The 21083-nt window shown below is 63.6% G+C and carries 22 protein-coding genes; 4 read left to right on the top strand and 18 right to left on the bottom strand.

Features of this window, described 5'->3' with window-relative positions; translation table 11 throughout:
* Positions 1–274 precede the first annotated feature (274 nt).
* A complete protein-coding gene (locus AC07OJ_RS06420; RefSeq protein WP_065907613.1) occupies positions 275–616 on the bottom strand; it encodes a hypothetical protein in 342 nt (113 codons plus the stop codon).
* Positions 617–650: 34 nt separating this feature from the next.
* Positions 651–1295 (bottom strand): ATPase, encoded by a 645-nt coding sequence (locus tag AC07OJ_RS06425; protein WP_065907612.1) that lies wholly within the window; start codon positions 1293–1295, stop codon positions 651–653.
* Between the two features lie 131 nt (positions 1296–1426).
* On the opposite strand from AC07OJ_RS06425, the gene AC07OJ_RS06430 reads away from it, so the two are divergent.
* Entirely contained in the window at positions 1427–1690 is a 264-nt protein-coding gene (locus AC07OJ_RS06430) for a hypothetical protein (RefSeq protein WP_495094230.1), read from the top strand.
* Here the strand turns inward: AC07OJ_RS06430 and AC07OJ_RS06435 are convergent.
* The 8 genes from AC07OJ_RS06435 to AC07OJ_RS06470 all read right to left on the bottom strand — a co-directional run bounded on the left by AC07OJ_RS06435 (position 1667) and on the right by AC07OJ_RS06470 (position 10086).
* Entirely contained in the window at positions 1667–2506 is an 840-nt protein-coding gene (locus AC07OJ_RS06435) for an amidohydrolase family protein (RefSeq protein WP_495094231.1), read from the bottom strand. The genes AC07OJ_RS06430 and AC07OJ_RS06435 overlap by 24 nt on opposite strands.
* Positions 2507–2535: 29 nt before the next feature.
* Positions 2536–3816: an MFS transporter gene (locus AC07OJ_RS06440; protein ID WP_495094232.1), complete on the bottom strand. Its 1281-nt coding sequence runs from the start codon at positions 3814–3816 to the stop codon at positions 2536–2538.
* Positions 3817–3913: 97 nt separating this feature from the next.
* Complete coding sequence (locus tag AC07OJ_RS06445) at positions 3914–4645, bottom strand: GntR family transcriptional regulator (protein WP_282398078.1); 732 nt, start codon at positions 4643–4645, stop codon at positions 3914–3916.
* Positions 4646–4756: 111 nt separating this feature from the next.
* Complete coding sequence (yfcF, locus tag AC07OJ_RS06450) at positions 4757–5389, bottom strand: glutathione transferase (protein WP_495094233.1); 633 nt, start codon at positions 5387–5389, stop codon at positions 4757–4759.
* A 97-nt stretch (positions 5390–5486) separates the two neighbouring features.
* Complete coding sequence (locus tag AC07OJ_RS06455; protein WP_491522655.1) at positions 5487–6035, bottom strand: DUF924 family protein; 549 nt, start codon at positions 6033–6035, stop codon at positions 5487–5489.
* Positions 6036–6094: 59 nt separating this feature from the next.
* Positions 6095–8548 (bottom strand): TonB-dependent siderophore receptor, encoded by a 2454-nt coding sequence (locus AC07OJ_RS06460; RefSeq protein ID WP_495094234.1) that lies wholly within the window; start codon positions 8546–8548, stop codon positions 6095–6097.
* 90 nt (positions 8549–8638) lie between these two features.
* Positions 8639–9592: a FecR domain-containing protein gene (locus AC07OJ_RS06465; protein WP_495094235.1), complete on the bottom strand. Its 954-nt coding sequence runs from the start codon at positions 9590–9592 to the stop codon at positions 8639–8641.
* Entirely contained in the window at positions 9589–10086 is a 498-nt protein-coding gene (locus AC07OJ_RS06470; protein ID WP_065907596.1) for a sigma-70 family RNA polymerase sigma factor, read from the bottom strand. The genes AC07OJ_RS06465 and AC07OJ_RS06470 overlap by 4 nt, the downstream gene beginning before the upstream one ends.
* Positions 10087–10218: 132 nt before the next feature.
* On the opposite strand from AC07OJ_RS06470, the gene AC07OJ_RS06475 reads away from it, so the two are divergent.
* Positions 10219–11373 carry an acetyltransferase domain-containing protein gene (locus AC07OJ_RS06475; RefSeq protein ID WP_495094236.1) on the top strand — a complete coding sequence of 385 codons (1155 nt, stop codon included), beginning with the start codon at positions 10219–10221 and terminating at the stop codon, positions 11371–11373.
* A 160-nt stretch (positions 11374–11533) separates the two neighbouring features.
* On the opposite strand, the gene AC07OJ_RS06480 is transcribed toward AC07OJ_RS06475, so the two are convergent.
* The gene (locus tag AC07OJ_RS06480; protein ID WP_495094237.1) at positions 11534–12139 is read right to left on the bottom strand and encodes a LysE family translocator; all 606 of its coding nucleotides are present in this window, start codon (positions 12137–12139) and stop codon (positions 11534–11536) included.
* A 141-nt stretch (positions 12140–12280) separates the two neighbouring features.
* On the opposite strand from AC07OJ_RS06480, the gene AC07OJ_RS06485 reads away from it, so the two are divergent.
* On the top strand, positions 12281–13924 hold the full coding sequence (locus AC07OJ_RS06485; protein WP_315421774.1) for a diguanylate cyclase: 1644 nt from the start codon (positions 12281–12283) through the stop codon (positions 13922–13924).
* Positions 13925–14008: 84 nt separating this feature from the next.
* On the opposite strand, the gene AC07OJ_RS06490 is transcribed toward AC07OJ_RS06485, so the two are convergent.
* From AC07OJ_RS06490 to AC07OJ_RS06520, 7 genes are all read right to left on the bottom strand, one after another.
* The gene (locus tag AC07OJ_RS06490; RefSeq protein ID WP_065907591.1) at positions 14009–14845 is read right to left on the bottom strand and encodes a phosphodiesterase; all 837 of its coding nucleotides are present in this window, start codon (positions 14843–14845) and stop codon (positions 14009–14011) included.
* A gap of 6 nt (positions 14846–14851) precedes the next feature.
* Positions 14852–15883 (bottom strand): ABC transporter ATP-binding protein, encoded by a 1032-nt coding sequence (locus AC07OJ_RS06495; RefSeq protein ID WP_495094238.1) that lies wholly within the window; start codon positions 15881–15883, stop codon positions 14852–14854.
* Positions 15880–16674, bottom strand: a complete 795-nt coding sequence (locus AC07OJ_RS06500) for an ABC transporter permease (RefSeq protein WP_106803507.1) — start codon at positions 16672–16674, stop codon at positions 15880–15882. The genes AC07OJ_RS06495 and AC07OJ_RS06500 overlap by 4 nt, the downstream gene beginning before the upstream one ends.
* Positions 16671–17489 carry an ABC transporter permease gene (locus AC07OJ_RS06505; protein WP_120448920.1) on the bottom strand — a complete coding sequence of 273 codons (819 nt, stop codon included), beginning with the start codon at positions 17487–17489 and terminating at the stop codon, positions 16671–16673. Before AC07OJ_RS06505 ends, AC07OJ_RS06500 begins: the two co-directional genes overlap by 4 nt.
* Positions 17490–18494, bottom strand: coding sequence for an ABC transporter substrate-binding protein (locus AC07OJ_RS06510; RefSeq protein ID WP_495094239.1), 1005 nt, complete (start codon positions 18492–18494; stop codon positions 17490–17492).
* Positions 18478–19497, bottom strand: a complete 1020-nt coding sequence (locus AC07OJ_RS06515) for a LacI family DNA-binding transcriptional regulator (RefSeq protein WP_495094240.1) — start codon at positions 19495–19497, stop codon at positions 18478–18480. Before AC07OJ_RS06515 ends, AC07OJ_RS06510 begins: the two co-directional genes overlap by 17 nt.
* 121 nt (positions 19498–19618) lie before the next feature.
* Complete coding sequence (locus AC07OJ_RS06520) at positions 19619–19789, bottom strand: hypothetical protein (RefSeq protein ID WP_495094241.1); 171 nt, start codon at positions 19787–19789, stop codon at positions 19619–19621.
* 185 nt (positions 19790–19974) lie between these two features.
* Between AC07OJ_RS06520 and AC07OJ_RS06525 the strand changes: the two genes are divergently transcribed.
* Positions 19975–21072: a carboxynorspermidine decarboxylase gene (locus AC07OJ_RS06525; protein WP_106803504.1), complete on the top strand. Its 1098-nt coding sequence runs from the start codon at positions 19975–19977 to the stop codon at positions 21070–21072.
* The last annotated feature ends 11 nt before the right edge of the window (positions 21073–21083 follow it).

Genomic DNA, 21083 nt, shown 5'->3' on the forward strand with positions numbered 1-21083 from the left:
GTCTCAGGCCCCATCCCAAGCCCCTGTGGGCAAGGGCTGACCAGCACTTTCAGCCTCGCAGCCAACCCCCGATCCCTGCACACATCAAAAAATGTGGGAGCGGGCTTGCCCGCGAAGGCGGTGTGTCAGTCACCGAAACTATCGACTGAACCACCGCTTTCGCGAGCAAGCCCGCTCCCACATTGGGATGTATTTCAAGTTGGAACCGGGTTGTGCAATCCGCTCAAAGGTTGGCGCGTCCACATCCCCGCACCAGGCGATGCGCTGCCGGCAGTTACTTGCATTCCTGCGCGGCAAGCTCCAAACGCGATGGCGTGATCGTCGACGCCAGCGGCTTGCGCTCGTACAAGAACACTTTGCCGCCATCCTGCGACTTGTAGGCTTCCAGCACGTCATCGGCGGCGATCTTGCTGGTCAGTACCACTTTGGCGTGACGCGAGTTTTGCGTCACGGTCGAGGTGATCCCGTGTTTTTCAAGTTTCGGTACAACACACTGCACATAGGCTTCTGGGCCCTTGCTGGTTTGCAGGGTCAGGGTGGGTGCATTCGGAGCGGAAACACAACCGGCCAGTAACAGGGAAGCAAAGGCCAGGGCCGGGACGAAAAAAGAGCGCATGAAAAATTCCTGAAAATAACTAAAAAAGGTCACATCAACTGGCACGAATCAACGCTTTGAGCGATGCATCGAACTGCTTCAAGGCATCAAGCTGTACATCGCGCTGCTGTTCGATCTGCGCAGCAATCTCCGGTGCGGCCTTGTCGTGCACCCACACCGATGGCAGCTGTTTGTGCACCGAGCCTTCGGCCTTGGCGATGTATTGCAGGTTCGTGTCATAGAACCGCGCAATAAAACGCGCCTCGACCTGGTCGTTACGCTGGGTCAGCAGTTGGTTGTGGGTGTCGAGCATCACCACCACATCGGGGTGAGCCTGCATCAGGGCATCCAGGTTGTCGTACACGGTGACCGACAGGAAGGTGCCTTGCAGCGAGCTCATCAACCAATCGATGGCCAGTTCCGGGTCGGAGCTGTTGACGAACGCCTCGCGGATACGCCCGTCGAGGGCATCCTTGGCGCCATTCAAGGCCATGTCGTGGTAGCGTTCAAGGTAGCTGAGATTGTCGCGGGTGTTGTCGCTCAGCAACACACCCACCGATTGCGCACGCTGCAGGGAGTCTACGCTACCGACGATAGGTAGCAAATGGCCTGTGGGCAGTTCATCGGCGATTGCCGCCGTGTTCATGACGACAGTGCCCAGCATCAGGGCCATCAAAGCCAGTTGGATAAATGTCCTCATCGCGCATTTCCTTGAGCAGCGTCTTGATGAGGCGATTTTCCGCCTTTCCTGTAAAAACAGAACTTGCGATGCTTGATGGTGACTATTATCTGAACCGATAGTGCGCACATAAAACTTATAAGGACCACGCCATGAAGCCCCACCAGAAAACCTTCGACCGCATCCGCGAGGCCGTACTGCCGGAGTTTCGCGAGCGGGTCGCCGATTACCTGGTCGACTATGAAACCGTGCTGCAGAACGACACCGCCGATGCCGAGCAGGTGAACGCCAGCGCCCAGCAACTGCGCGGCTATCTGCGCGGCTTGAACACCACACGGGTACTGGGCATGGCGGATTGGGAAGACCTCGACCGCCGCGTGGAGCACGCCTGGCTACGGGTGGTGGAAGCCGAATAAGCGGCTCGGCGTATCGACCAGCAACGCCTGCTCGACCTGCGCCGAACAGCCCAGGGCCTGGCGCTGCTCAACCACACTGGCATAGCCCGTGGACGCTTCATGTTGGGTGTGCGGCCAGTCACTCCCCCACACCAGCCGATGCCGACCGAAACTTTGCAGCAGCAGCGGCATGGCCTCGCGCGCAAACGCCAGGTTCTGCGCGGGCGTGCCGGCCAGGCGGTAGATACCCGAGACTTTCAGCCACAGGTGGCCGCTGAGTCCCAGTTCCAGCAACTCGGCAAACCCGCGTTGATCAACCCCTTGCCGGGCATCGGGCCGGCCAAAGTGATCAATCACCAGCTTGACCCCGAACGGAATCAAGTGCCGAACCAGTTGCGGCAAGTCATCCACCTCGCGGTGCAATTCCACGTGCCAGCCGAGTTCGGCGATCAGCGCGAAAAACCCTTTCCAGCCCGGGCCGGCAAAATCCGGCAGCGCACGCCCCACCAGGTTCAAGCGCACCCCCACGACGCCCAGGCGGGCCATGGCCTGCAAGGTATCGCGACCGACGTCCGGGTCTACGACGACCACCCCACGCAACTGACCGGGCGCCTGCTGCAGGGCCGCGAGCAGGTATTGATTGTCGGTGCCGAGGAAGCTCGGTTGTACCAGCACGCCGTGGCTGAGGCCATTGGCGTGCAGATGGCTGAGGTAATCCCCCAGCGTGGCGTCGTACCCAGGGGTATAGCGCCGCTCACCGGCCAGGGTCAGCGCCTGGCTGAACACATGGGCGTGGGCATCGATGCCGGTGATGGGCGTGGAGCAGTTATCGAGCATGGTGGTCGTCTTTCATCTGTAAATAGGTCTCAGGCCTGCGCGCGCTGGCCGCTGGGGACGCTGTCGACCGGCGTCGCTTCCAACACGCGGCCACGGGTTTCCGGCAGGCACAGGGCGGCAATCACGGCGACCCCGTAGGCAATCCCGGCATCAATGCCGATGGCCGAGCCCAGCGACATCGAGTCGCTCATGTGCCCCACCAGGAACGGGAACACTGCCGACAGCACGCGCCCGAAGTTGTAGCAAAAGCCCACGCCGGCACCGCGCACATCCGCCGGGTACAGCTCGTTGAACAACGCCCCCAGGCTGGCCGGAATGCCGGCGGCGAAGAAACCCAGCGGGAAGCCTAAGAACAACATCTGCGTATTGGTCAGCGGCAGGAACACATAGGCCTGCACGGTGACCACGCAGCACAGCGCGAACAGCACGATGTTCTTGCGCCGGCCAATGCGGTCGATCAGCAAGCCACTGACCACGCAGCCACACCAGAACGCAAAAATGATCACGGCCAGGTAGCCACCCGAGTTGAGCACCGACAGGTTGCGCTCGGTCTTGAGGAAGGTCGGCAGCCAGGTCATCACCGCGTGGTAACCGCCATGGGCGCCCAGGCCCAGCAGGCCGCCAAACAGCGTGACGCGGATCAGCTCGGGGCGAAAAATCCCGGCCAGCGACTTGAAGAAGCTCTGCGGGATGACCTGCTCTTTTTGCAGGCGCTGGAAGCTGTCGGGCTCTTCCACATTGCGGCGCACCCAGATGATCAGGAACGACGGCAGCAGGCCCACCACGAACATCACACGCCAGGCCATGTCCTGCGGCACAAACGAATAGATCAGCGCGAACACCCCGACCGCCACGCCCCAGCCCACGGCCCAGGCGCTTTGCACGGTGCCCATGACCTTGCCGCGATACTTGGGGTTGATGGTCTCGGCCATCAACACCGCGCCCGCCGCCCACTCACCACCGATGCCGAAGCCCTGCAGGGCCTTGACGATCAGCAACTGGTGGAAGCCGGTGACAAACGCCGAGATAAACGTGAAGAACGAGAACCACAGGATCATCCACTGCAGGGTGCGCACCCGGCCGTAGCGGTCGGACAAGGTGCCGCCGACCCAGCCACCGATGGCCGAGGTAACCAGCGTGACCCCGCTGATCAGCCCGGCATCGCCCTTGCTCAAGGCGAACGCGGCGATCAGGGCCGGGATCGCCAGGCCGAACATTTGCACTTCCAATGCATCGAGGGACCATCCGCCGAAGCAGGCCCAGAACGTTTTGCGCTCCCGAGGAGTGACTTGGCGATACCAACTGAACATGATTTTTATCCTTATAGGTCAAACGCGAGGCAGCCGAGCACGAACCGCGCCGTTGCAAGGCCAGTGTTGGCAAACACGTGAAACTACGGGTGGTGCGTCAGCGGATATCCACGCGGTATCGGAAGTGCTCGGCGTGCCCGCGCGAGCGGCGCCACTCCAGCGGCTGCCCGGCGTAATCGCGGGCCAGGCGCTCGATCACCACCACCGGGCTGTTGACCGGCACCTGCAGCAGCCGCGCGTACACCTCGTTGACCGACTCGGCGGTAAGGGTTTCCTCGGCCGAGGCCACCACTTGTCCGCAGACGCTTTCATACACCGGGTAGAGCAACGGGCCCTGGGCGGACAAGTCGATGTCGAGCAACGCCTGGAAGCGCTTGCGCGGCAGCCAGATCTCTTCCGCCAGCAATGGCTGCACGTCCAGCAGACGGGTACGCACGATACGAATCACCTGGGCTTCGGCTGCCAGGCCGAGGGCCTCGCTGACCGCCGACGGTGCTGTCACGGATTCCACCGTGAGGATGCGGCTCTCGGGCACCTGGCGTTCGCCCGAGGGACCTTGGAAACGGAAGAAGCGAAACAGCGAAGACTGGAATTGCGGGCGGCGGACGAACGTGCCACGGCCCTGCTGGCGCTCAAGGATGCCCTCGCTCACCAGCGCATCCACCGCCTTGCGCACGGTGCCCGTGGAGATCTCGTATTCGGCGGACAGCACCGCTTCGGTGGGAATTGCTTCGCCAGGGCGCCAGCGATTGTTGGCGATCTGTTCGACCAGATGGTCGCGCAGGCGTTGATATAGCGGCAGACGTGCATCACTGGAGAGCGTATTCATGGGGCCACATTCACTTTGTTATTTAGTCATATATATGAATATGGCGAGAGTATTTGCCGCGCGGATGACGCCTGTCAAGGGCGCCACCGCATGCGGGGGATGAATGGTGGTTTAAAGCGCAGGGCGTGGCAGGTTGACCCACTCCTGCACAGACGGCCGCGCCCACTGGCGCTGCGCGTAATCAACCAGCCCGGCGGGCACGCTGTCGCCGTTGAGAATCAGGCGATTGAGCATCACCGCCAAGTCCACATCGACAATCGACCACGCGCCGAACAGGTACTCCGGGTTATCCGCCAGCAGCGCCTGCGCCGCACTGATCAACGTGCCTGCCGCGACCTCGGCCGCCGGTGACAGCGGCGGCATTGTCTGCCCGCAGAACACCACCAGCGTCGAACGCTCCTGGCGGATCGGCAGCAAGTCGCTGCGCAGCCACGCCTGCACCTGTCGCGCCCGCGCCCGCTGCCTTGGCTCGACCGGGTACACCGGCGTGTCCGGGTAAAGGTGCTCCAGGTACTCGGTGATCGCCGACGACTCCGACAGCGCGAAATCGCCGTGCACCAACGTGGGCACGCGCTGGGTCAGGGACAGTTGGGCGAAATCGGCGGTGCGATTTTGCGCGGCGTCCAGGTCCAGTGTCACCACATCGAAGCCCAGCCCCTTTTCGCGCAGGGCGACGAACACCGACATCGCGTAGGGGCTGGTGTAGAGCGAATCGACATAGAGGCGCAACGGGGGCTGGTGCATGGCAGGGTCTCCTTGGGTGAAACCCCACGCTACGAGATGTCCGCCGAGAAAGACAATGCGCTGTTTTTATGGGGGCATTCCTCGCGGGAATAGCCGCTCAGCCGGCGAACCCGCCCTCCTCCAGAAAGCTGCGCTCGTCGGGTGTGGTGACCCTGGCCAACACGTCGTTGCGGTGCGGAAACCGCCCGAAGCGCTCGATGATGCGCGCGTGTTCCTTGGCCCAGCGGTAGGTGTTGGCGTCCAACGCCGCGTTGAGCGCCACAGAGCGTTGCTGGTCAGCCGCATCCTCCGAGTGCTCAAACGGCAGGTAGCAGAACGCACGCAACGCGAGGTCCACCTGCTGATCGAGGCCGGCATCGACCATGCGCCGGGCATACAGGCGCGCCAGCGGGTCGGTGGCGAACATGTGCGCGGTCCCGCGAAACGCATTGCGTGGATATTGGTCGAGCAGGATCAACAGCGCCAGCGCGCCGTCAGCCGTGTCCAGCCAGCCTTCCAGCTCACGCCGGGCCGCTTGCAGGTGGGTGGCGTGGAAGGTGTCGCGAAAGCTTGCGTCAAACCCGTCGTCCTTGGCGAACCAGCGCTTGGGGCCGGCGTGTTGCCAGAAATCGATGACGGACTGCGGCGTGTGTTCGGTCGTACTCACGGTGGCTATCTCCTGTAGGCGCCGGTTGGCCGGCACCTACAGTGGACCGTAGTGGGCGCTTAGAAGTCCACCGTGGCCGACAGCTTGATCGTGCGCGGCTCGCCCTGGGTCAGGTAGTTGTTGGCCGTCGATGCGGAAGCCCAGTACGCCTTGTTCGCCACGTTCTCGACGTTGGCGCGCAGGGTGACGTACTTGTCGTCAGCCTTGAAGCCATAGCGGGCGCCGAGGTCGACGCGGGTCCAGGCCGGGATGTTCAGGGTGTTGGTGGCGTTGACGTATTCCCCGCCGGTGCGCAGCAGCCGTGCGTTGACGGCGGCGCCCTGGAGGCCCGGGATGTCCCAGTCGGCACCCAGGTTGAACTGGAAGCGCGGCACGCCGGCGGCGCGGTTGCCATCGGTGGCGCCGTTGGAGGTATTCTGCAATTCAGTGTGCATCCACGTGGCACCCGCCAGCAGGCGCAGGCCGTCGATGGGCTCGCCGAACACGTTCAACTCGACGCCTTTGTTGATTTGCTCGCCGTCGACATTGAACGTGCGGGTGCCGTTGGGGAACTGCGGCGTCACACTGTTGGGGTTGTTGTTGGTCGCGCTGTTGGGCTGTTCGATGCGGTAGACGCCGAGGGTCGCACCGTAGTTGTCCCAATCGAGCTTGACCCCGGCCTCGGTCTGTTTGCTGCGACTCGGAGGGAACACGTCGCCGCTGTTGGTGATGTCGACCGCCGTCGGCACCGTGGGCCCCTGGGCCAGCCCTTCGATCCGGTTGGCATACAACGACACGTGCTCCCACGGCTTGACGACCAGCCCATACACCGGCGTGGTGATGGACTCGCCATAGTCCGCGGTGCGCGCGCCGCTGGTGGTGTTCCAGCCATCCACTTCGATGGTCTGGCGACGCACGCCGACGGTCAACAGCACGCGGTCGTCGATGAAGCCGAGCGTGTCCGAAACGGCGGCGCTCTTGATACGGTTCTTGCCGACGACACGCGGGTCGTGAATGTCGCTGCCGAAGTAAGTGACGGTCGGGCGAGGCACCTGGGTCGGGTTGTACAGATTGCCCGGCCGACGGTTGGCCTGCTGGATCGCCTCGAACGCCGAACGCTGCTCACCCCAGATGCCAGACAACCCGAGATTGACCTGATGGGTCACCGGCCCGGTGTTGAAATGCCCGTTGAGGCCAGCCATGGCGCTCTTGTTGTCTTCATCATGGGGCGAGTACAGGAAGCCGACGCGGCCGCTGCCGTCATTGCCCACGTACAACGATGAATACTGGCCATTCTCGCGCGTGTGCTTGGCACCGCCGCCGACATAGGCAGTCCAGTTTTCAGTCAGGTCGTACTCGGCATTGAACATGCCGTAGGTGTCTTCCAGCTCCGACCAGCTCCAATCCTGCGCATAGTTGTCCTTGGCCGAAGGCGCCTTCGGCACTTTGGTGCCATTGGGGTACACCACCGAGCGGCCATTGTTGATGCGTTCTTTCTGGTAGCCGAAGTCGGTGGACAGGCGCAGGCGATCACCCCGGTAATCCAGGGCCACGGCCACCAGTTGCGAGCTTTTGAATTCATCCTCGATGGCAGTATCGCCGCCATGCCGGGCCAGGTTGAGCCGCGCGCCAAAGCGGTTGTCTTCACCAAAGCGCTGGCCCACGTCGAGGTGGCCGCCGGCCTGGCCATCGGTGGTGGTGTCGAGGGTGACGCTGCGCGTGGCGATGTCTTCGGCGCGCTTGGGCACCAGGTTGACGCTGCCGCCAATGCCGCTGCCAGCCGGCGACACGCCGTTGACGAAGGCGTTGGGGCCCTTGAACAGCTCGACGCGCTCCAGCGCCTCGGTGGTGATGATCTGCCGCGGCAGCACGCCGTACAGGCCATTGAAGGCAATGTCATCGGTGTTCAACGGCAAGCCACGGATGGTGAACACCTGGGAGAAGTTGCCGAACCCGGAAGACTGGCGCACCGACGCATCATTGAGCAGCACATCGCCCACGGTGCGCGCCTGCTGGTCGGCGATGGTCTTGGCGGTGTAGCTGACCACGCTGAACGGCACATCGTTGATCGAACGATTGCCCAACACGCCCAATCGCGCCGAACGCGCGACCTGGCCACCGCCGTAGGTGTCCGCCTGCGCCCCGCCCTCGCCGCTGATGGTGGTAGCGCCCAGCTCCACCGCATCGCCGTTGGCCTGGGGCACCACGGTGTAGCCATTCGCGCCGGTGCTTTGCAGGGTATAGCCGCTGCCCTGCAGCAACTGCATAAAGCCCGACTGCGCGGTGTAACTGCCTTGCAGGCCTGCGCTGTGCTGGTCATTGAGCAGCTTGGAGTCGAACGACAACGGCACGCCGGACAACGCCGCAAACTGCGCCAGCACATTGCCCAACGGCCCGGCGCCGAGGTTGTAGCTGCGCGCCGCGCTGCTTGCCGGCTCGGCGGCCACGGCGCTGTGCAGCGGTGCGATGGCCGCGAGCGCGACGGCCAGGCTCAAGGCCTGCAAGGGGCGGATGGGGTGCGATGTGAAGGTCATGGGCATTCCTGTCGGCGCGGTGCAAAGTTGAGGGTTCTCCCCTACACCGCACGACAACGAAAAAGGTGTCAGCGAACAGGCAAAAAAGTTTCAGCGTGGCTCAACAGTGACCCAGTAACCGGTCAGGCTGCTGACCTGGACCGGCAACGTGTCCTGCAACAGGCGCAGGCTGGCATCGGTGTCGCGCAGCGGGAACGCGCCGGACACGCTCAACCCGGCCACACTGGCGTGACAGCGCAACACGCCCTGCCGGTAGCGGCCCAGCTCCTCGAGCAAATCCGCCAGGCGCATCTGCTGGGCCAGCAACATGCCGTTTTCCCAGGTCATTGCGCCCACCTCCAGCGGCGCCACCGCCGCCACGCTGTCACTGCCGAACGCGCTCTGTTCGCCGGCCTTGAGGATCAGCCCCCGGCTGGCATGCAGCGGCAGCATTTCCACTGCGCCGTCGATCACCGCCACGCGGCTGCTCTGCTCCCCGACCCGCACACTGAAATGCGTTCCCAGCGCCCGCGCGCTGCCGTGGCGAGTCTGCACGCTGAACGGACGGTGCGTCGGCGCCGGGTCCTTGGCGGTGGTAATCAGCACTTCGCCTTGCAGCAAATCGATGCGCCGCACCTGATCGGTAAAGACAATATTCAGCGAGCTGGCGGTGTTGATCAGCAGGCGCGTGCCATCCGGTAACGTGAGGTTGCGCTGCTCGCCGACGGCGGTGTGCTGGTCGGCGGTCCAGGCCTGCCAGGGCTTGTGCTGCCAGGCCAGCCAGCTCGCCGGCCCCGCCAGCAACAACAGCCCGAGGGCCTGGCGCCGACCCAGGGCTTTCTTGCGGCCGATGCGCTTGAGGGTGTCGCCGGCAATCGCGCCGGGCACGCTGTTGAAGTCGCCGAGGATCGCTTCCGCCCGCTGCCAGGCCTGGGCGTGCTGCGCGCTGCGGCACTGCCATTGGGCGATGGCGCGGCGATCCTCGTCGGTGGCGCTGCCGGACTGCAACTGCACCATCCAGTCAGCGGCTTCGCCGAGGATCAGCGGGTCGATCGACGGGCTCATGCCACGCTCAGGCAGGCGAGAAATGCATCGCGCATGTAGCGTTTGACCGACACCAGCGACACCTGCAGGTGCTCGGCGATCTGCGCGTAGGTCAAGCCGTCGATCTGCGACATCAGGAAGGCCTGGCGGGTTTTGTCGGGCAGGTCGCGCAGCATGGCCTCAATGCGGTACAGCGCTTCGAGGATCAGCCAGCGGGTTTCCGGCGACGGCACTTCCTGCTCGGGCAGGTGGGCAATGGTCTCAAGGTAGGCGCGCTCGACTTCCTGGCGGCGCCAACTGTCGATCATCAGGCCCTTGGCGATATGCGTGAGCAACGCACGCGGTTCGCTGCCAAAACCGTTGCCGGGCTGGCGGGTGAGCAGGCGCATGAAGGTATCGTGGGCCAGGTCGGCCGCGTCGCTGGCGTTGCCCAGCTTGCGGTCGAGCCAGCGGTACAACCATCCGTGGTGTTCGCAGTACAGGTCCTGGATAGGCAGATTGAGGGGGGACGACATGCGAGTCACCGGCGCGGGGCCAAGGAGTAATTAAGAATTGATCGCATTCTAATCTGCACGACGAAGCACGGCAACGCGCAAATTAATGTTATAGGATAACGCTCCTCGCCCGCCTGCCCTGTGATGCCGCCCATGACCGACGCTGTTCCCCAACGCCCACGCCTGCTGGCCATCGACGCCCTGCGCGGCCTGGTCATCCTGTTCATGCTGCTCGACCACGTGCGCGAAACCTTCCTGCTGCACCGCCAGGTCAGCGACCCGATGAACATCGACAGCACCGAACCCGCGTTGTTTGTGAGCCGCACCCTCGCCCACCTGTGTGCACCGGTGTTTGTGCTGCTCACGGGTTTATCCGCGTGGCTGTACGGCCAGAAGTACCAGGGCCGGCGCGATGTGTCGGCGTTCCTGTTCAAGCGCGGGCTGTTCCTGGTGGTGCTGGAGTTCACCCTGGTCAACTTCGCGTGGACCTTCCAACTGCCGCCCAGCGTGATCTACCTGCAGGTGATCTGGGCCATCGGCGTGAGCATGCTCGCCCTCGCCGCACTGGTGTGGCTGCCGCGTCCGTTGCTGATCGCGGTGGCCCTGGTGATCATCGCTGGGCACAACCTGCTCGATGGCCTGCACTTCACGCCGGGGTCGGCGCTGCAAAACGCCTGGGCGATTCTGCATGAGCGCGGTTGGATCGAGGTTGGCGACGCGTTGCGCCTGCGGATCACGTATCCGGTGCTGCCGTGGATCGGCGTGATTGCCCTCGGCTACGGCCTCGGCCCATGGTTCGCGAATGCCCTGCAGCCGGCGCTGCGCCAGCGCTACCTGTTGCTGAGCGGCGCGGCAGCGTTGGTGGGGTTCCTGGTGGCGCGCGCGGCCAATGGCTATGGCGAGAAACCCTGGCAGGCCTATGACGACGGCGTGCGGACGCTGATGAGCTTTTTCAACGTCACCAAGTACCCGCCTTCGCTATTGTTTCTGGCGCTGACCCTGGGGCTCGGGTTGCTGCTGTTACTGGCGTTTGAACGTGCCGGACAAAAACGCTGGATCGGCGTGCTCGCCACCTTCGGCGCAGCGCCGATGTTCTTCTACTTGCTGCATCTTTATGTGCTGAAAATGCTCTATGTCATCGGTGTGGCGCTGTTCGGGCTCAACCAGGGCAACTATTTCGGCGCCGACAGCATCGGCACCATCTGGCTGGTCGCGTTAGTGCTGCCTGTGGCGTTGTACGTGCCAGTGCGTTGGTTCGCCAGACTGAAAGCCCGCAGGCGGGATTTGGCTTGGCTCAAGTACCTTTGACTCAACACGGCCGAGTGTAGGAGCTGGCCGGACTCCAATACATCTGACTCAACACGGATTAATGTAGGAGCTGGCCGGACTCAAATACCTCTGACTCAACACAGCCTAATGTGGGAGCTGGCTTGCCTGCGAAGGCGGTGGGTCAGCACCAGATGTATTCTCACGTTGAAACCAAATGCACATAGAACGCGTGAAACATGAAATACGCGCACACCGCCAGCGCCACGCCCATGCTCCGGTTGAACAGCGTGAAGGCCGACGCTCCATTGATGCGCCGCCCCAGCACCGCGCCCAGCAGCGCATACACCCACGGCGCACCAAACGCCCCGAACGCCAGCAATGCCGAGACCCCGGCGATGGATGCCCCGGTAATGTGCGCCGCCGGCAACATCACACTGGTGATCGGCAACACTGCCATGATGCCCTTCGGGTTGAGCAACTGGATCACCAGGCCATTCCAGAACGTGAGGGTCCTGGTCGCAGGGCTTGCAGACTCTTCAACTTCGGTGCGCGCGTTGAACACCTGATAGGCGAGGTACAACGTGTACACCCCGCCAACCAACGAGATGTACGGCAGCACCGCCGGGGAAATGAGCGCTTCGCCGGTGTAGCCAAACAGCACGAACAACAACAGCATCGCGCAACCAACGCCGATGAAAAACCCGGTAGAGCGCCGGAACTGGCCGGTGAGCCCGGCATTCAGGCCCATGAAATTCACCGGACCTGGGCTGTACATGACACTGAAGGCGTAGAGGAAAATATCCATGGGGAACCCGCAATAGAAGAAGTGAGGCGAGTCTACTGAGCCGCCCTGGCGTGCTTCTTGAACGTTTGTGGTCCCAAGTGCTGGCACGCTCTGTGGTATTACGCCTACCCTGTAATAACGCCCAGTCGACGAAAGCCCCCCATGATCAAAGCCAGTCTGCGTAGTCACCTGACCCTGTGGTTTGCCGGTTTGTCGTTACTCACGTTATTGAGCGTGGGGGTCTATGTCGGCCATATCGCCACCGAACAGATGAAACAGGCCAGCGGCAACGCCCTGTTGAGCACGGCCCGCTCGACGGCGGCGCTGCTGGCGGTGCAATTGCGTGAACGCCAGTTGGAAGTCTCGCTGCTGAGCAAGGCGCCGATCATGCGCAAGGGCGACCTGGACGCGCCGGACATCCTGACCTTGATGGAGCTGCGCACCCAGTCGCGCGCCGAATACGCGTGGATGGGCGTGGCCGACGCCAACGGTCAAGTGCGCCAGGCGGTCAACGGGTTGCTGGTCAATCAGTCGGTGCAGCAGCGCCCGTGGTTCCAGGCCGGCATGCGCGGCGAGTACACCGGTGATCCTCACGAGGCGGTGCTGCTGGCCAAGCTGTTGCCGGGTTCGGCGAGTGGTGAGCCGTTGCGCTTCATCGACTTTGCCGCGCCGATTCGCAACGCACAAGGCGAAACCATCGGCGTGCTGGGCGCTCATGCGCACTGGCGCTGGGTGACGCAGATCGTCGATTCGGCCGTGATGCAAAAAGATGCGATCCCACAGATCGAGGCGCTGATCGTCGACTTCGATGGCAAGGTGCTCTACCCGGAGTTGCTGGCCGGCGAGCAAATGCCGCCAGACCAGTTGCGCAGCGCGTCCGGCTGGTCGACCGGCAATGGCTACGTCACCGCCTCCATCGCCGTGCCGAGCCCGTCCAACGCGAAAATGACCTGGTACATCATGGTGCGCCAACCGCTGGATGTAGCGCTGGAACCGGCGCGCACCCTGCTCTACAAATTGCTGGTGCTGGGCTTGCTGGCTGCGGTCGTGTTTGTGCTCGCCGCCTACTTCCTGGCCTCCTCCCTCAGCCGCCCGATCGAGCGCCTGGCCAAATCGGCCAAACAGGTGCAGAACCACCAGCCCGGCGCGGTCTTCCCTCAGGACCACCCCGTGCTGGAAATCGCCCAACTGGGTCGCTCCCTCACCGGCATGACGCAATCATTGCTCTCCAAGGAACGCGAACTGCAAGAGGCCAACGCCTCCCTGGAAGCCACCGTGGCGCAACGCACCGCCGACCTCACCCAGGCCAATGCCGACCTGCTCAAACTGGCGACCCACGACGCCCTGACCGGCGTGTTCAACCGGCGTCGCTTCGATGAAAAACTGGCCGAGAACAGCCTGCTGTTCCAGCGCACCGGGCGCACCTTCGCGCTGCTGCTGATCGACGCCGACTACTTCAAGCGCGTCAACGACACCTACGGCCACGCCATCGGTGATGACGTGCTGTGCCAGCTCGCGGCGCTGATCGAAAACACCACCCGCGCCACCGACTTCGTCGCGCGCTACGGCGGTGAGGAGTTCGCCGTGCTGCTGCCCGAAGTCGAGGAGCCGGACAGCCCCGAAGTGGTCGCCGAAAAAATCCGCGCGGCCGTGGAAGCCGCCGTGTTCCCGACAGTCGGCCACGTGACGGTGAGCATCGGCGTCGGTGTGGCCGAACCCTCGGACCGCGATTCCCTGGCGTTGCTCAAACGCGCGGACATGCGCTTGTACGAGGCCAAGGGTTCAGGCAGAAACCGCGTGGCCTGAGCCCCGTCCTGGACCGTGGCGAGGGAGCCTGCTACCGCTGAGGTGCGCAGCAGCGCCCGCCCCCGCCATGGAAAGCCCGATGCTTCAATCAATCAACCCATTCGCGTCATAAAACGGGTACGGCCCTGGGTACTCCCCGAACACGCCGTTGTGGCTGATCAACCCCTGCTGCGCATCCCAGCGATGCAGCAAGTACCCCGCCGGCTCCAGGTTGAAATGTGCCGGCGCGGTATCTTGCAAGTCCAGCACGATCTGGTGCGAAGTACCGGGACACACGCAACTCATGCTGCCGCCGAAACGCCGCTGCATCGGCCGGTGCAGGTGCCCACACAATAGGCGCTCCACTTGCGGATGGCGGGCCACGACTGCTTCCAAAGCCGCCGCGTTGATGAAGGGCTCGCGGTCCATATGCCCGATGCCGCTGATAAACGGCGGGTGATGCAGGATCAGCAGCGTGGGCGCGTCGGGGCGCAGTGCCAACTGCTCGTCGAGCCACTGCAATTGGCTGTCCAGCAACTGCCCGCCGTGGCCGCCCGGAATGGTCGAGTCGAGGCCGATCAGGCGCAGTGGATGCGCGTCCACAACCCAGTCCAGCGGCCCCTCGGCCGAGGCCGGCAAATAGGCGTGATCACCGAACGCATCGAGCATCGGCCCGCGCGCGTCGTGGTTGCCCGGCACCAGGTAGACCGGCATGTGCAGGCGCGCCAGTTCAGGGTGCAGCACCGCGTACTCATCGGCGCGGCCGAAGTCCACCAGGTCACCACTGACCACCACGATATCGGGCCGTGGGTGGCTGGCGTTCAGATGATCGACGGCGCGGCGCAGCGCACCGAGGGTATCGACCACGCCATAGGTGAGGCGCTGGCCGGCTTTAAGGTGCAGATCGCTGATCTGCGCAACAACAAAGGCACGATTGGACATAAGTTCTCAGGCGTTCAAGGTGAACAACATGTGCGGTGTGATCGCCAGGGCAATCGGCGCGCCCACGGCGTAGAGCTGGTTGTCGCTGCTGTCGACCAGCAACGGTTGCGGACCGCCCACATCCACCAGCAGGCGGCTCTGCGCGCCTTGGAAAAACTGCGCCAGCAGATGGCCGTGCAGGTGCCCCTCGCCGTCCATCACGCGCAGGTGTTCAGGGCGGCAGTACACCGTGCCGGGCAGGTTGGCCGCCTGCCACGGCAGTTCGCCGCCGCAGACTTTCAGGCCCAGTGGCGAGGCTTCGAGCACCGAGAACGCATTCAGGTTGCCGACGAATCCGGCGACGAACGCGTTGGCCGGTTTCTGGTAGATATCCCGCGGGCTGCCCAACTGCGCCACGCGGCCGTGTTCCATCACCAGGATGCGATCACCCAGCGCCATGGCTTCACCCTGGTCGTGGGTGACGAACACCGAGGTGATCCCCAGGCCCCGCAGCAGTTGATCCAACTCGCTGCGCAGGCGCTCACGCAATTGCGCATCAAGGGCCGCCAGCGGCTCATCGAGCAACAGCACTTTCGGGCGCGGTGCCAATGCACGGGCCAGGGCCACGCGCTGGCGCTGGCCGCCGGACAACTCGTGGATGCTGCGCTTGCCGTGGTGCTGCAAGCCCACCAGTTCCAGCAACTCGTCGCAGCGCTTGTTGCGTTCGGACGCCGACACGCCGCGAATCTTCAGGCCGTAGACGATGTTGCCGGCCACATCCAGGTTGGGGAACAGCGCGTAATTCTGGAAGACCATGCCCACGTCGCGACGCTCGATGGGCAGGCGGGTCACGTCCTGGTTGCCGAACAATACCTGGCCGACATCCGGACGTTCGAGGCCGGCAATCAGGCGCAACGTGGTGGTCTTGCCGCAACCGGACGGGCCGAGAATCGCCAGGGTTTCGCCGCCTTCGACGGTCAGGTTCAAGTCATGCACGGCCACGGTGCCGTCGGCGAACGCCTTGCGACAGCCTTGCAGGCGAATAGTGATAGCAGTCATCGACGTTCTCCACGGGACAAACGCGCGCTGATGGCCTGCAACGCAATCAACAGCGGCACGATCATCAGCAAAAAGATAAGGGTGTAGGCGCTGGCGATTTCCAGGCGCGCCGAGGCGTAGCTGTCGGCCAGGCCCACCGGCAGGGTCTTGGTCATCGGTGTGTGGAGCATCCAGGTCAGGTTGAATTCACCCAGGGACAAGGTCACCACCATCAGCACACCGGCGAGGATTCCCGCGCGGCAGTTGGGCACCACTACGCTGAAAAAGCGCTTGATCGGCCCGGCGCCCAAGCTCGCCGCCGCCTCTTCCAACACCGGCAAGTGCTGACGCTGCATCACCGCCATCACCGGGCGCACCAGGAACGGCAAGGTGAACAGCACATGCCCGACCAGGATGAACAACCAGCTGCTGCGGAAGGTGCCGAACTGGCCGTAGGTCAGCAGCAAGGCCAGCGCACTGGCCAACCCCGGCATCGCCACCGGCAGCACCATCAACTCTTCGAAGGCGCGGCTGAAGCGGTTGTTCATGCGCACCAGGGCATAGGCCGCCGGCACGCCGATCACGCAGACGCACACCGCGCACGCCAGCGCCAGTTGCAACGACAGCCACACCGTCGGCGAATAGGCCTGCCATACCTGGATCAACCAGTCGAAGGTCAAGCCACTCGACAGCCCCACAAAGAAATTGCGCGTGAGCCCGGCGAGCAATGACATCAGCACCGGCACCAGCATGAAGGCACACACCAGCAAGGTGAACAGCAGTTGAATCACAAACAGCGATGAGCGCTTCACAGGACCGTCCCCGCATTTTTCACCAGCCGGCGCGTGAGCAGCAAGACCGCCCAGGTCAGCGCACCCAGCACCACCGACAACGCGGCGGCGACGGCAAAGTTGGCGTAGTTGGTGAACACGTTGTAGATCGCCACCGGGGTCACATTCAAGCGCGTGCCCAAGGTAAACGCGGTGCCGAAGGCGCCCATGGAGGTGGCAAAGCAGATCGCCCCGCACGAGGCCAAAGCCGGCGCCAGGCCGGGCACGATCACGTCGCAGACCACGCGCCAGTGCCCTGCCCCCAGCGAATGCGCGGCTTCTTCCAGGCTGCGGTCGAGGCTTTCGCACGCGGCCATCACCGTGAGGATCACCCGTGGAATCGAGAAGTACAGGTAGCCGACAAATAGCCCGGCCAGCGAGTAGGCAAAGATCCAGCGCTCACCCGCCAGTTGCAGGCCGAGGGAGGCCAGCAGGCCCTGGCGCCCCGCCAATAGGATCACTAGGAACCCCACCACCACTCCTGGAAACGCCAAGGGAAAGGTCAGCAGCGCGACCAGGGCCGAACGCCCGAAGAACTGCTGGCGCGCGAGGAACACCCCGCTGATGCCGCCGATCAACAGCGCGACCAGTGTCACTACGACCGCCAGCACCAGCGTCTGCCCCAGGCTGCCCAGGTATTGCGCACTGCTGAGTACCTGCCAGTAACCGCTGCCGAGGCTGTCGCGGCTCTCGGCGCCGAGCAGCATCAGGTGCGCCAGCGGCAACAGCCAGAACGCGAGCAGTACCGCACAGGCCGGGGCCAGCGCCCAGGCCGCATGTTTTGCCGATGCTGCCACTTACTTGACCTCGTTCAGGTAACGGGCGGCGAAGGCTTCCTGCACGGCGGCCATTTTTTCGTAGTCGACCACGCCGGCGCGGGCGTAGTCGCTGTCGGGCAGGAATTGCGCGGCGACGTCGGCAGGCATTTTCAGCGGGCGCACCGGGCGCAGATAAGCCTTGGCCCACAGTGCCTGGCCGGCGTCGGACAGCACGAAATCGAGGACTTTTTGCGCATTGGCGCGGTGTGGCGCGTTGGCCACCAGGCTCATCACATAGGGCACGCTGATGCTGCCTTCCGTGGGGAGCACGAAGGCCACGTTGGCGTTGTCTTTGTAGCGCGCGCGGTAGGCGTTGAAGTCGTAGTCCACCAGGATCGGCAACTCACCGGAGAGCACCCGCGCGTACGCAGTTTGCTTGGGCACGATGGGCGCGTTTTTCGCAAGCTTCTGGAAGTAGTCGATGGCCGGGGCGAAGTTGTCGAGGTCGCCGCCCAGGGCGCGGTTGATCGCTACCGCGGAGACGTAGCCGACAAACGCGCTGGACGGGTCCAGGTAACCGACCATGCCTTTGTATTCAGGCTTGAGCAGGTCGGCCCAGCTGTGCGGCACCGGCAAGCCACCGAGCGCGTCGACGTTGACCATGATGCCCAAGGTGCCGGAGTGGATCGCGAACCAGTGGCCGTCCGGGTCCTTGAGGCCGGCGGGAATCTGCTCCCAGCCCTTGGGTTTGTAGCCGTCGACCACGCCGGCCTTTTGCGCCTGCAGGCCGAAGGTCACGCCGTAGTACACCACGTCCGCCACGGGGGCGGCCTTCTCGGCCACCAGTTGCGCCAGGGACTGGCCGGAGTTCTTGTTGTCCAGCGGCACCTGCACGCCGGTGTCGGCCGCGATGGCCTTGAGTTGGGTGCCCCAGTCGGCCCAGTCCGGTGGGCAGTTGTAGCAAATTGCGGTGTCGGCGGCCTGGGCCAGGCCGGCCATACCGCAGAGCAGCACGGCTGCCAGGGTTTTACGCAATGCGCGCATCGAAGCTCTCCTCATGGGGTTGAGTGCTGTCGCCAGGCCGGATATGGCAAGGCAGGCAGTGGGATATCGGGTCGTTACCGGCGATCTGCGCCAGCAGTTGATCAATCACCGTGCTGGCGAGCAGTGCGATGGGCTGCACCACGCTGCACAGGGTCGGGTGCATCTGGGTGCCGAGGGCGATGCCGTCAAAGCCCACGACCGACAGTTGCTGCGGCACCTGCCAGGCATTGCGGCGCAGTTCGGCGATCAGGCTGATGGCCAGGAAATCGTTGGAACACACCAGCCCAGTCGGCGCCTGGGGCCCTTGCAGGCAGGCTTCGATAGCGGCGAATTCGGCCTGTGTGTGGGCCGGCATTTCGATCACCGGCCGGCTTGCAAGCCCGTATTCGCTCATCGCATCGCAGTAGCCCGCATAACGCAGCCGGGCCCGGTCCGACTGCAACGCGGGCCCGGCGACCATGCTGATGCGCCGGTGACCGGCTTCCAGCAAGTAGCGGGTAGCCAGGGCCATGCCCGCGCGGTTGTCGACCGACACGGCGCTGTAGTTGGGGTTGCCCGGTTGGTGGTAGGCGAGCACGAACGGGGTTTTTTCGCTGTTAAGGCTGCTGAGGACGGTGTTGCTTTCGGCGTCGGTGACCGTCAGCACCAGGCCGTCGACGCGCTGGCGCAGCAACTCTTCGACCACGCTGCTTTCGCGCTCGCTGTCGTAGTCCGTGGTGGCGAGCACCAGGCTGTAGCCGCGCAACCGCGCCGCACGCTCCATGGCCTGGAACTGCTCGGCGAACACCGGGTTGAGCAGGTTGGGCACCACCACGCCAATCAATTGGGTGGTTTGCAGCCGCAACTGGCGGCCGAGCAGATTGGGGCGAAAGCCCAGCTCGCGGGCGGCGGCGAACACTTGCTCGCGGGTGGTCGGACGCACCTGGTCGGGGGAAGCAAAGGTGCGGGCGGCAGTGGCACGGGATACCCCGGCCAATCGCGCAACGTCTTTCAGGTCAGTCATCGTCACTCGCTTGAGATCGATCTCATTGGCGAGGACAGTAGCGAGGGAATATGGCAGTCACATGGTGGGCAGATGACAGTTTGATGTCACCGATAACCTTCAAGAGCCAGCTTGCCGGCTCCTACAGGGGGGTGTGGAGCCATCCTTTGTCGAGTGCGATCGCCAGGAGGTCCTGGGCAGGCAGGTATCGGGAAATGGCCTGACAGGCGATGTCGAATTCTCCCGTCAATGCCTGACGAAACTCGGCCAGGCAGCCCGAAGCCTCCAGCCAGTGCACTGTCCATGCGTCCATTCTCACCTCTCGTCGCCCCAGCCTGGCTCAATCACCATGACCGTTCATCATCCTCACGGGCTGTCATATTCGCAGGCCAGATTAAAGGCGGCGCAGCAAAATCCGCCCACTAACCTTTCGATCTGATCCAAGTGCGGGCACAATGCGTGTCCTTTTTTGGCAGGCACCGCCGCAGGCTCTCAAAAATGATCAAAACGCCGTACTACCTCATCGATAAACAGAAGCTTCTGGTCAACATGCAGAAGATCGCTTACGTGCGCGAACAGTCCGGCGCCAAGGCCCTGCTGGCGCTCAAGTGCTTTGCCACCTGGTCGGTGTTCGACCTGATGCAGCAATACATGGACGGCACCACCTCGTCGTCGCTGTATGAGCTCAAGCTCGGTCGCCAGAAGTTCGAAGGCGAGGCGCACGCCTACAGCGTGGCCTGGGCCGACGATGAAATCGAAGAGATGCTGGATAACTGCGACAAGATCATCTTCAACTCGATCAGCCAGCTGCAGCGTTTTGCCGAACGCAGCGAAGGCAAGACCCGTGGCCTGCGCGTCAACCCGCAGGTGAGCAGCTCCGACTACCTGCTGGCCGACCCGGCGCGCCCGTTCAGCCGCCTGGGCGAATGGGACCCGGAGAAGATCGAAGGCGTGATCGAGCAGATCTCAGGCTTCATGTTCCACAACAACTGCGAGAACGGCGACTTCAGCCTGTTCGACAAAATGCTCGGCACCATCGAAGAGCGCTTCGGCGCGCTGTTGCACAAGGTCAAGTGGGTCAGCCTCGGCGGCGGCATCCACTTCACCGGTGAAGGCTATGCGCTGGACGCATTCTGCGCGCGCCTGAAGGCGTTCTCCGAGAAGTACGGCGTGCAGGTCTACCTGGAGCCCGGCGAAGCGGCGATCACCAACAGCGCCTCGCTGGAAGTGACCGTGCTCGACACCCTCTACAACGGCAAACACCTCGCCGTGGTCGACAGCTCCATCGAAGCGCACCTGCTGGACCTGCTGATCTACCGCCTCAACGCCAAGCTGGCACCGAGCGAGGGCGAACACACCTACATGGTGTGCGGCAAATCCTGCCTGGCCGGGGACATCTTCGGCGAGTACCAATTTGATCGTCCGCTGGCCATCGGCGATCGGCTGTCGTTCATCGACACCGCGGGCTACACCATGGTCAAGAAAAACTGGTTCAACGGCCTGAAAATGCCGTCCATCGTAGTGAAACAACTCGACGGTACAGTCGAAGTGGTTCGTGAATTTGGTTACGACGACTACCTGTCCAGCCTTTCGTAAGCTGGCGGATA

The organism is Pseudomonas sp. GW821-FHT09C08, assembly GCF_059418125.1.